Origin of the sequence: Maribacter sp. Asnod1-A12 (assembly GCF_045063735.1) — a bacterium.
Lineage (GTDB): Bacteria > Bacteroidota > Bacteroidia > Flavobacteriales > Flavobacteriaceae > Maribacter.
This window is the reverse complement of the sequence record NZ_JBEFNZ010000006.1, coordinates 3,313,642-3,325,206: the sequence shown is the minus strand read 5'-3', so window position 1 is coordinate 3,325,206 and position 11,565 is coordinate 3,313,642. Positions and strand designations below refer to the sequence as shown.

9 protein-coding genes are annotated in these 11,565 nt (G+C 34.8%); all 9 read left to right on the top strand.

Annotated elements, in window-relative coordinates:
* The first annotated feature begins 102 nt into the window (after nucleotides 1-102).
* The 9 genes from ACJJVP_RS14335 (at nucleotide 103) to ACJJVP_RS14295 (ending at nucleotide 11,501) form a co-directional block, all read left to right on the top strand.
* A complete protein-coding gene (locus ACJJVP_RS14335; protein WP_405414561.1) occupies nucleotides 103-351 on the top strand; it encodes a hypothetical protein in 249 nt (82 codons plus the stop codon).
* Nucleotides 352-516: 165 nt separating this feature from the next.
* Nucleotides 517-2,886 carry a TonB-dependent receptor domain-containing protein gene (locus ACJJVP_RS14330; protein WP_405414560.1) on the top strand — a complete coding sequence of 790 codons (2,370 nt, stop codon included), beginning with the start codon at nucleotides 517-519 and terminating at the stop codon, nucleotides 2,884-2,886.
* Between the two features lie 37 nt (nucleotides 2,887-2,923).
* Complete coding sequence (locus tag ACJJVP_RS14325) at nucleotides 2,924-3,751, top strand: DUF4625 domain-containing protein (protein WP_405414558.1); 828 nt, start codon at nucleotides 2,924-2,926, stop codon at nucleotides 3,749-3,751.
* 58 nt (nucleotides 3,752-3,809) lie between these two features.
* Entirely contained in the window at nucleotides 3,810-4,289 is a 480-nt protein-coding gene (locus ACJJVP_RS14320) for a DUF4625 domain-containing protein (RefSeq protein WP_405414556.1), read from the top strand.
* A 98-nt stretch (nucleotides 4,290-4,387) separates the two neighbouring features.
* Nucleotides 4,388-5,365, top strand: a complete 978-nt coding sequence (locus ACJJVP_RS14315; protein ID WP_405414555.1) for a DUF4625 domain-containing protein — start codon at nucleotides 4,388-4,390, stop codon at nucleotides 5,363-5,365.
* A gap of 198 nt (nucleotides 5,366-5,563) precedes the next feature.
* A complete protein-coding gene (locus ACJJVP_RS14310; protein ID WP_405416207.1) occupies nucleotides 5,564-6,322 on the top strand; it encodes a DUF5995 family protein in 759 nt (252 codons plus the stop codon).
* A 311-nt stretch (nucleotides 6,323-6,633) separates the two neighbouring features.
* Entirely contained in the window at nucleotides 6,634-9,861 is a 3,228-nt protein-coding gene (locus tag ACJJVP_RS14305) for a WD40/YVTN/BNR-like repeat-containing protein (RefSeq protein ID WP_405414553.1), read from the top strand.
* Nucleotides 9,862-10,107: 246 nt separating this feature from the next.
* Complete coding sequence (locus ACJJVP_RS14300) at nucleotides 10,108-10,701, top strand: dual specificity protein phosphatase family protein (RefSeq protein ID WP_405414552.1); 594 nt, start codon at nucleotides 10,108-10,110, stop codon at nucleotides 10,699-10,701.
* 125 nt (nucleotides 10,702-10,826) lie between these two features.
* Nucleotides 10,827-11,501, top strand: coding sequence for an NUDIX hydrolase (locus ACJJVP_RS14295; protein WP_405414550.1), 675 nt, complete (start codon nucleotides 10,827-10,829; stop codon nucleotides 11,499-11,501).
* Nucleotides 11,502-11,565 lie beyond the last annotated feature (64 nt).

The following is an 11,565-nucleotide window of genomic DNA, read 5'->3' as shown; positions in this document are numbered from 1 at the left end:
TTGCAAAAACTGACCAATTCGAATAACCACGTTTTAATAGTAATGAAGCTAAGTCGTACAAAACAAAATATCACTTATTTTTTGCTTGTTCTTTTTCTATCCATGAAAATGACAGGGCTTCATTCGTTTTCGCATACAACTGATGATACCGAGCACGACACTTGTGCTATATGTAGCCATGCGGTTACGCATAGTTTAACCGCAACCATTTCTCCTTCTGTTGATAATTTTCATATTATAAACAATCTGTTTGTTACTGAAGCTAAACAAACTAGCGACTACAGTTCTATAGTTGCCAATACTTTGGTTACAAGCGAACTTTTTTCTAGACCTCCACCACCTTTACTATAAGTTTTCTATACATTTTATCTTTTTACAAATTGAATTTTCCACAAACCACTTTTTTATAAAAGTGATTGGAAATCAAATGTTATGTAATCTTTTATTATATAAATGTATAGGCTTTGACATGTTTTTTTTCAGAGAATAACAATTCAAATCTTATAGTATATCATTATGTTTTATAAAATACTGGGTGTATGGCTATTTTCTAGCCTGTGCTCAATAGCTACTGCACAAGAAACTTTTCAAGTAAAAGGAATTGTGTTGCACGCTAAAGACTTAACACCAGCACAAGGCGCATCAATTGTCGGGAATAATCTTTTTGCAGTTTCAACTACTACTGGTGCTTTTTCTATTAACAATGTTTCTAAAGGTACCTACACTTTTACAGCATCTCATATTGGTTGCGAGCCTACAACCATTAGTGTTGATGTGGGGCCGAATATGAAAGAAATTAAGATATTCTTAGTTGAATCCACTACAGTTTTAGATGAGGTAAAAGTCAACGGAAAAACAAAAAATAGGGAAATTCAAGAAATCGCAATTGTTTCTCAAACAGTATCTAAAGAGTTTTTAAATAGCAATAGAGAAAATAGTTTAATGCAAACTTTGAGTAAAATACCCGGGGTAAGCACTATCAATATCGGATCAGGACAATCTAAACCAGTCATAAGAGGCTTAGGGTTTAATCGTATTGCAGTCGTACAGAATGGCATAAAACACGAAGCACAACAATGGGGAAATGACCACGGTCTAGAAATAGACCAGTATGGTATTGAGAACATACAGATTATTAAGGGCCCAGCTTCATTATTATACGGGTCAGATGCTATTGCTGGCGTTGTAGATATACAACCCAATAAAACTCCGTTACCAAATTCTTTTGGTGGTGAAGTTAATATTCTTGGCGAGAGCAATAATGACTTGCTAGGTGTTTCTGCGGGTATTGTTTCTAGAAAAGATAAATGGTTTTATCGCAGCAGAATTACTTATAGAGATTATGGTGACTATAAAGTACCGGCAGATAGAATCAATTATGAAAATTACATATTTGAATTACATGAAAATAATTTAAGGAATACAGCGGGTAACGAAGCAGATGCCAGTTTAGGTATTGGATATGTAACTGAGGGATTCAAATCTGAAACCGTATTTAGTAATGTTAATGCCAAAAATGGATTCTTTGCCAACGCTCACGGTCTTGAAGTACGTACATCTAGTATAGATTATGATAGCTCAAACAGAGATATTGACCTTCCATATCATAAAGTCAATCACTTTAAAATAACTAACAACACCACTGTAAATACTGGTAACCATGAATTATTCTTTGACTTTGGCTACCAGAATAATAATAGAGAAGAGCATTCAGAACCTGTTCCTCATGGTTATATGCCACAACCACCAAATACTAAAGAGCGCTTGTTTATTAAAAACACGTATTCCTTAAATTTTAGAGATGCGTTTAAACCTACCGACCAACATGACATGGTTCTAGGGTTGAACATGGAATACCAAAACAATAATATCGGTGGGTGGGGATTTCTAATACCAGAATACAATCGTTTTACGGCGGGTATTTTTGCTTATGATCAATTTGAAATCAATACCGACCTTCATGTCTTAGGAGGATTGCGTTATGACGTTGGTAGGGTAGACACCAAGGCATATTTTGATTGGTATCCATCAACAGTAAACAACGAAGATGGCTCTACATCATATATATATTTACAACGATCTAAAAACAAAACTATAGATTTTGGCAGCCTCAGTGCTTCTTTGGGGCTTAGCTATATTCAGAACAAAACCAGTTACAAAATAAATGTTGGTCGAAGTTTTAGAATGCCTTTGGCTAACGAGTTGGCTTCGGATGGAGTTAACTATCACATGTATCGCTACGAAAGAGGTGACCTAAATTTAGACCCAGAAGTTTCGTATCAGTTAGACTTATCCTTTGAACACACTGAAAACTCTTTTAGTGTTGGTGTGAGTCCATTTGTAAATATTTTTCAAAATTATATTTACCTAAATCCAACTTCAAGTTATTATGAAACCATACAAATTTATGAGTACACGCAGGCTGAAGTATTTAGAATAGGTGGTGAATTCAATGCAAGCGCTACTATTACTAAAAACTTGCAGTTGGATGCATCTGTTGAATATGTGTATTCCAGACAACAAAGTGGTCCAAAAGAAGGATTTACTTTGCCGTTTTCTCCGCCTTTATCGGGATTATTATCTGCCCGATATCAATTTGAAAAACTTTTGTTTTTTAACCAACCTCAATTGATAACAGATTTTAGAATTACCGCAGCTCAGGAACAAATTGTACCACCAGAAGAAAAAACAGACGGCTATCAAGTATTGAACATGTCTTTCTTATCAGAATTGGATGTGTTTAAAAATAGCTTACCACTAGAAATGCGCGTAAAACTGAATAACGTATTCGACACCAAATATTTTAATCATACTAGTTTTTATAGGCTCATAGATGTGCCAGAAGCCGGTAGAAATATATCAATATCGCTAACCATTCCTTTTTAATATTCAATAATCAATAATCTAATTAAAATTAAGTATCATGAAAACAACTATTTTGAAACCAAACTTTAAATTTTTAGCAATTATCGCTTCATTCGCACTCTTTCTGCAATCTTGTAGTAGTGATGATGACAGCAGCATCGAACTGAGTGCTCCTGAAATTACCAATTTTGAATATGGCGAAGGTCATCATGACGAGGACGAAGACGAAGAGGAAGACCATGACCATGAAACTGAAGAAGCATATGCTTATATAGGTTCAGATATTCATTTAGCCGCAGATATTACTGCAGAAGCTACCGTTAGTAGTATTACTCTTTCTATTCACGCGCATGACCTAGAACTTGAAGAAGGCGAAGTAGAATGGGAATTTGAACAAGTATTTACAGATGCAGACTACTTGGTTATAAATCCAAGTTTTCATGAACATATCGATATACCTACAGATATTCCTTCTGGAGAATACCATATTGAATTATTGGTAACCGACGAATTAGGAAATAGTACAGAAGTAGAGGGGTATGTTCAAATTTTAGATGTCATTACCTTAAGTGATTTTTCTATTGACAGTTCAGTAGCTAGAGGAGAGGATTTTCATGCAGAATTTATGATTAATGCAGTTAACGGTATACATAGCATAACTGTTGATATTCATGCACACGGACTTACAGTTGCAGAAGGAGAAGAAGAGTGGGATTTCGAAGCTGAGTACTTAGAAGGTTACCATGAAGAAACCGAGGTTGAATTCCACCAACATATCGATGTGCCGGCTACAGCACCTGCCGGAGAATATCATATGGTTTTTACTGTTGAAGATGAAGATGGTAATACCGAAGAATATGATACTCATATAGATATTACAGCATAATTCAAAATTTAATACCGCATAGTATTTTAATATACTATGCGGTTTATAAACATATCATATGAAGTCTACTTTCAAATATTTTCTTTTTTTACCCTTATTGCTGTTAATTGCCGCATGTTCGAACATCGATAGTGATACTATCGATGAAGAAAAACCAACAATCAGCATTGATTATACAGAAGGTTTTCCTCAAGGTTGCGAATTACTAACTAGAGGAGAAACCTATAATTTTAGAGCTATGGTAACCGATAATGATGAACTAGCTGCATACAGTATCGATATTCATCATAATTTTGACCATCATACTCATGATGACCAAGTTGGCGACTGCTCTCTAGAGGATTTAAAAACTGCCATAAACCCACTAATTTATATAGAGAACTATTCTATCGAAGAGGGGCTAACTAGTTATGAATTCAATGTATCTATAACTATACCAAACGATATAGATACGGGCGATTATCACTGTGCATATTCTGTTACAGATGCTACAGGTTGGCAATCTAGAACATCCATAGATATAAAAATAATAGAGTAAAAATTATATACACATTTTTTAAATACTGATTGCGGTATCAACAGTTATGTACCATGGCAATCATCACAAGGTTTTGAAAACATGAAATTAATATTAGAATGAATCTTAACTTAAAAAACAAATTACAATTTTCACTACTTTCTATATTTTCAACAATATTATTTCTAACTTCTTGTAATAATAATGAGGAGGTTGAGGAAATCATCTTAATAGCGCCTACCGTGTCAGAAGTTGAAGTAGGATTATTTAACAATGAACTTGGAGTCGTAGGAGAAGATTTTCACTTTAATGCAGAGTTTTTAGCAGGTGATTTATTAAATCTAGTTACTATAAATATTGAGCAAAGAGAAGGAGAAACGTATTCAACAGATTGGTCTTTTGAAATGGTTTGGGATAAATATCAAGGTTTAAAAAATGCTACTATGCATCAGCATTTTGATATACCTGCAGAAGCTCCAAAAGGGATTTATGATTTTATAATAACTGTTACAGACCAAAACGGAACATCTTCAGAAGAAGTCAGAAACATTGAATTGATTGATGCCGCTGATTTTCCAGAAGTGAATCCGCATGTAGAAGTATTTGGAGTAGACAAAATAAATGTAGAAGGCACAGGAGGATTTAATAATTTTTACAATAACGGTGAATTCAGAAACCCTGAAGAAACCTTTTTCGGTGTAGATGAATCTATCTGGTCATCTCTACAAATTGGAGAGATTAAAGGAGATGGTATTTTGTATGGTCTATTAATTAAAAAGAGTCTTAATCACAAACCTGAAACTTTAGAAGCTATCGATTTTTCTAAGGTAATTGTTACGGAAGTTAAAGAACACACAGGGTTTGAAGAAGTAAGAACTTTCTCCAATAGTTTTAATACCAACTTTAATAACCATTATATGTACGGTGTTCCTCTTAAAATTGGTGCGACAGAAGATAATAATTTTCCAGAGACTACAACTATTACCGGAGATTTAGCATGGGAAAACGGCACTTACTACTATGGCGTAGTATATTATAATTTTACATACTTAAAAAGTGCATTTCAATATATCGAATTCGATATTATTATAGAATAATATAATTAGCAGTGTCTGGACTGATATCTTACACTGCTTTTTAATTTTTACTATGATTCATTTCTAAAATGATATAAATCAAAACTTTAATTGCAGTTAGGGTAATTTAACAATTAGAAATGAATAAATTTATAAATATCAAACCTGTTATAGGTTTTGGCACTGTAGCAAAAGCTTGGTGCTTTTGTAAAATCAGAAATTATAAACAGACCAACCACCATACAGGAAGTTCTAAATCAATTAGACAGTATCATTGATAATGCTATAGTAAACAATGACCGCATAGGATATTTTGCTTTTTTATATAGAAGGGTTACTGCTGAAATTCTGAATGAGGTACAATTAGGGAATTTTGAGGATAATGCCCGAATGGAAACTTTTGATGTTGCCTTTGCCAACTACTATATAGATGCATACAACGGTTATAAAACAAACCAACCAATCAGTACATCTTGGCAGTTTGCATTTGATACCAAAAACGACCCACTAACCATTCTACAACATATCATGTTAGGCATCAATACCCACATTAATCTGGATTTGGGTTTAGCAGCAAGCACTGTAATGCAAGGCAAAGAAATAATTGATATTGAAAATGATTTTAATGCAGTAAATACCATTCTTGGCAATATTGTCAATGAAATGCAAGACAGATTAAGTAGGGTTTCTCCCTTACTTTTTCTATTGGACATTGCAGGAAAAAATACCGATGAAGAAATTATCAACTTTAGCTTAGGTAAAGCCAGAGCATTATCATGGTTAAATGCAAATCTACTTTGGGGATTAGGAGATGGTAACCAAGATGCCGCTATTCATCAAATGGACAATACCGTGTTAAGACTTGGCGAATTTATAAAAGCTCCAAAATCTAAAATTGTTACTTACGCCCTAAAGTTTTTAGGCAAGTTTGAAGAAAAGAATGTAGGTCTGGTAATTTCCAAGTTGAGAGAGGATTAGTTTTAATTGCCAATGAAAAACCAATTTTTCCTTTAACATTTTTAATTGCATTTCATTAATAAACATTATTGTTTTGTGTTCAATTATGAAATATTCTCTTTGCAATTATCAAATTTGTAATTGTACGTTAAAACCATATTAAATACTGCCAAAAAACTATCTCATTTCGCTAAATTCAAGCATATAAAATGAATGGATTCTGGTCATATATCTAAAGGATATCCCCCCTTAGTATCGCACTAATATTTTACCTTCCAATCTATTGTTTTATAGTTATTTATAAATTAACATTATCTCAAACCAATCTAACTATGAAGACTATTATCAAGTCCTTTCTACTATTGCTATGCATTAGTAGTTTAGGCCACACTTTGCGTGCGCAAGAAAAAAGCAAAAACCCCTTTGCTGGGCTAGAATTCAGGAATATTGGTCCGGCAATGACCTCTGGTCGTATTGCCGATATTGCCATTCACCCAGAAAATGAAAACATCTGGTATGTTGCCGTAGGATCTGGCGGTATGTGGAAAACTATGAATTCTGGTACTACCTGGAAACCTATTTTTGAGAAACAAGATGTATACTCCATGGGCTGTGTAACCATAGACCCTAGTAACCCACATACTATTTGGGTAGGTACAGGTGAAAATGTAGGTGGTCGCCATGCTGCTTTTGGTGACGGAATTTACGTTAGCCATGACGATGGTAAGACTTGGAAAAATATGGGTTTAGAAAATTCTGAACACCTATCAAAAATCATTGTACACCCTACAGATTCCAATACGCTATGGGTAGCTTCACAAGGTCCATTGTGGAGCAAAGGCGGTGATCGTGGTGTTTATAAAACTACAGATGGCGGTAAAACTTGGAAACGTACCTTGGGCGATGCCGAATGGGTTGGTGCAACAGATATGTTAATAGACCCAACAAATCCTGATATTTTATACGCTGCTACATGGCAAAGACACCGTACGGTTGCTGGTTATCTTGGTGGTGGTCCTGGATCAGGACTTCATAAAAGTACAGATGGCGGAGAGACTTGGAAACCTTTGAAAAACGGTATACCAAAATCTAATCTTGGTAAAACGGGCTTAGCCATGTCGCCTTTTAATTCTGAAGTTATTTATGCAGCGCTAGAGCTTGATAGAACTAAAGGTGGTTTTTATATGTCCAGCAATGGTGGTGAGTCTTGGGTAAAACAATCCGATGCCGTTTCTGGTGGTACCGGTCCGCATTATTACCAAGAAATTATTGCTTCGCCACATGAAGAAGGCACCGTTTATTTTATGAATAATAGTGCCTTGGTTACCAAAGACCACGGTAAGACATTTACGCAAATGAGCAGGTCTAACCAGCATAGTGATAGTCATGCATTGGTATTTAAAAAATCCGATCCTAATTATTTGCTTATTGGTACAGACGGTGGTTTATATGAAAGTTTTGATAATACCGAAAGCTGGAAATATGTAAGAAACCTACCTATTACCCAATATTTTAAAATTGCCGTTGACGATGCCAAACCTTTTTATAATGTGTATGGCGGCACTCAAGATAATGGCTCACATGGCGGACCTTCAAGAACAAGAAGTTCAGATGGTATTGCCAGTGCAGATTGGTGGAAAACTTTAGGTGCAGATGGTGCACAAACAGCAACAGAACCTGGTAATCCTGATATTACCTATGGCGAATTTCAACAAGGGGCTTTATGGCGAATTGATAGTAAAACATTAGAAAGTGTTTTTATACAACCTCAAGCTAGGGAAGGTGACCCGTTTGAACGTTTTAACTGGGATGCTCCAATTCTTGTGAGTCCACATAACCCTACAAGGCTTTATTTTGCTTCGCAACGTGTATGGAAATCAGAAAACAGGGGAGATGCTTGGAATCCTATTTCAGAAGACCTTACCTTGAACCAAGAACGAATGGATTTTCCGTATTATGGAACATCGCAAAGCTGGGATAATGCTTGGGATATCAAAGCAATGTCTAACTACAATACTATTACCTCTTTAGCAGAGTCTCCTAAACAAGAAGGCTTGATTTATGCAGGTACTGATGACGGACTTATTCAGGTTACTGAAGATGGCGGAACAACATGGAGGAAGTTTAGTTTGAACACAATAAAAGGTATACCTAATACTCCGTTTGTAAATGATGTTAGAGCAGACCTTTTCGATGCTAATGTAGTATATGCAGCATTAGACAATCATAAATACGGAGATTATAAACCGTACATTCTTAAAAGTAGCGATAAAGGAAAATCTTGGTCTATTATCAATGGAAACTTACCTAACAAGCTATTGATTTGGAGATTGGTACAAGATCATGTAAAAAAAGATTTACTATTTGCCGCAACAGAATTTGGCGTGTACGCAACGCTTGATGGAGGTGGAAAATGGACAAAGCTTGAAGCTGGTATGCCAACCATTCCGATAAGAGACATTACTATTCAACGTCGTGAGAATGATTTGGTAGCTGGATCTTTTGCTAGAGGTATTTACATCTTAGATGATATTTCACCATTACGTGAATATGATGTTACAGCTACGGCTAAACTTTTCCCTGTTAAAACAGTGCCATGGTATAAACCATCAAGTAGAGTAGGTAGCCAAGGTGATGCGGAATGGATAGGTGAAAACCCACCTTTTGGTGCCACATTTACATACTTCATGTCAGATAAGTTAAAGTCGAAAAAAGACATTAGAAAAACTGCAGAGAAGAAAGGAACAGGCAAATTTCCTGGTTGGGATGCTCTTGAAGCTGAAAACTTACAAGACGGTCCGTCAATCGTATTGGTTATTAAGGATGCTCGCGGTAATGTTATAAATACCGTAAAAGGTACCAACAAAGAAGGATTTAATCGCGTTAGCTGGAATTTAAGTTATCCTAATAAAAATGGAGAGCGCTTAGAAGAACCTAAAGGTAGAAGAGGTCGCCGTAGAGGTGGTATAATGGTTACACCGGGAGAATATTCAGTAACACTAATGAAGCGTGTAGATGGTGTAAATACTGTATTACAAGGTCCGGAATCGTTCAATGTAGAACCTGTTTTTGAAAGCGCATTACCTAGAAAATCAAATGAAGTAGTAGATAGTTTTAGAGAAGCTACTTTTGCTTTTCAACAAGATTTAACAGCCACGGAAATTGCTTTATCTACTAGTCAAAAAACTGTTGATGCCATGTTACGTGCTTTAAATAAGGCATCTAATCCTTCAGATGATTTATATAAAAGAGTATACGCTACTAAAAACACACTGCAGGCTATTGATAAAGAGCTGAATGGTAATAAAATCAAAGAAGAAGTTGGTGAGCGTTCTAACCCTACGGCAAGTGAAGGAAATTCAATAGGTTGGAGAGCCCTTGGAAATACTTACGGACCAACAGATGAACACCAAGCTTTTCTAAGTCGTGTTCAAAGTCAACTTAAGAAAGTAAAAGCTAAACTTCAACCGGTATTAGAAACCGAATTACCAGCACTTGAAAGCGAATTGAAAAAATCTGGCGCACCATGGATTGAAGGACAGGGGCTTATTAAAAATTAATTGTTATTTTAAGTTACACATTAATAGTAACTTTAGACAAGACCTTGAGGATACCGCTTAAAGTTATATTCGTAAAATTTATACGATTAACTTTGAGCGGTATTTTTTTATATAAAATTTTAATTTAATGTAAATTTTAAAAGAAGTTTATGACTCTCTGATAGTTAGTGTAACGAACATTAATTAATTTGTAATAGTATTTTACTAGCATGCTAATTAGTGCAAAACATATTTCGACACCTAAATATGAAGACACCAAAAAAATTCTATTACCTAGTTCTTTTTGCCTTAATATCATTTGCTTTTTCATTCCCTATAAATCATATGCAAGAATTTTTCTACAAGAAGGTTGAATCTAATAATTTTCACAATTTATACAGAATAAACGAAAGTGTATACAGATCAGAACAACCCTCTAAAAAAGGTATGAAAGAACTAAAAGCTTTGGGCATAAAATCCATCTTAAATCTAAGAAGACAACAAACAGATGTAAAGAAAATTAAAGGTCTCGACTTACAATTAGACCGTATACCTTTAAAAGCAGCCACGTTAGATTTTGAGGCCATTTACAAAACTTTAAATAGTTTACAACAAGCAGAAAAACCAGTTCTGGTGCATTGCTGGCATGGTTCAGATAGAACAGGTACCATTATTGCCGCTTATAGAATGGTATTTGAAAATTGGGGCAAGGAAAAAGCCATTAACGAATTTATAGATAAACCCTTTGGGTATCACAAAACAAGGTTTCCTAATTTGGTGACTTTATTAGATACTTTGAATGTTGATTTGCTAAAAAAGAAGTTAAAGCTAGAAAACATGCCCAATCTCAATAGTAATTGAACTCCAAGTCTTTTAACTTACCTTAAACTTATTATAGCTAAAATAGAGAAGTGTACCTTTAGAGTTTTCAGAGGTATATATTTCAACCAATTTTATATTATATTAGCGTAAAATATACGCATAGTATGCAACAATCCATCAAGCTTTCTGTAGACGCTGTCGTTTTTGGTTATGAATCTGAAACGATATCTGTTTTACTTATCAAACGAAAATATGAGCCATTTAAAGGAAAATGGGCTATTCCTGGCGGATTCGTTTTAGACTCAGAATCTTTAGAAGAAGCAGTAGAGCGGGAGTTGAAGGAGGAAACGGGAATTAAAATTAACTACTTAGAACAACTATATACTTTTGGGAATCCAAATAGAGACCCTAGAAATAGAGTGGTTTCCGTTGCGTATTTTGGATTAATAAAACCGAGCGCTTTCAAATTATTGGCTTCCACAGATGCTGAAGAGGCACAGTGGTTTCACATCAACAACTTGCCCGAACTATCTTTTGATCATGCCGAAATTTTAAAACTTGCCATTACAAGGTTACAGGCAAAGATTACCTATGAACCTATCGGCTTTGAATTGTTGGACACCAAATTTCCGTTTTCAGACTTAGAAAAATTGTATACTACGTTATTGGGTAGGGACGTAGATAGACGTAATTTTAGAAAGAAAATTCTAAGCTTAAATGTTTTAGACGAGTTAGACGAAAAAGTTTCTAAAGGTTCTGGCAGACCTGCAAACCTCTTTATGTTCAATAAAAACAGGTACTTCAAGCTTAAAAAAGAAGGAATCATCTTCGAAATATAAACAACTAATTTGCAGTTTGCGTAAAATAAACACAAATAATACTTTGTAAACTTAATTTATATTT

Bases quoted from the DNA above. Each gene is read 5' to 3' on its own strand.
- ACJJVP_RS14335 (WP_405414561.1), top strand. From the start codon at position 103: ATGAAAATGACAGGGCTTCATTCGTTTTCGCATACAACTGATGATACC.
- ACJJVP_RS14330 (WP_405414560.1), top strand. From the start codon at position 517: ATGTTTTATAAAATACTGGGTGTATGGCTATTTTCTAGCCTGTGCTCA.
- ACJJVP_RS14325 (WP_405414558.1), top strand. From the start codon at position 2,924: ATGAAAACAACTATTTTGAAACCAAACTTTAAATTTTTAGCAATTATC.
- ACJJVP_RS14320 (WP_405414556.1), top strand. From the start codon at position 3,810: ATGAAGTCTACTTTCAAATATTTTCTTTTTTTACCCTTATTGCTGTTA.
- ACJJVP_RS14315 (WP_405414555.1), top strand. From the start codon at position 4,388: ATGAATCTTAACTTAAAAAACAAATTACAATTTTCACTACTTTCTATA.
- ACJJVP_RS14305 (WP_405414553.1), top strand. From the start codon at position 6,634: ATGAAGACTATTATCAAGTCCTTTCTACTATTGCTATGCATTAGTAGT.
- ACJJVP_RS14300 (WP_405414552.1), top strand. From the start codon at position 10,108: ATGAAGACACCAAAAAAATTCTATTACCTAGTTCTTTTTGCCTTAATA.
- ACJJVP_RS14295 (WP_405414550.1), top strand. From the start codon at position 10,827: ATGCAACAATCCATCAAGCTTTCTGTAGACGCTGTCGTTTTTGGTTAT.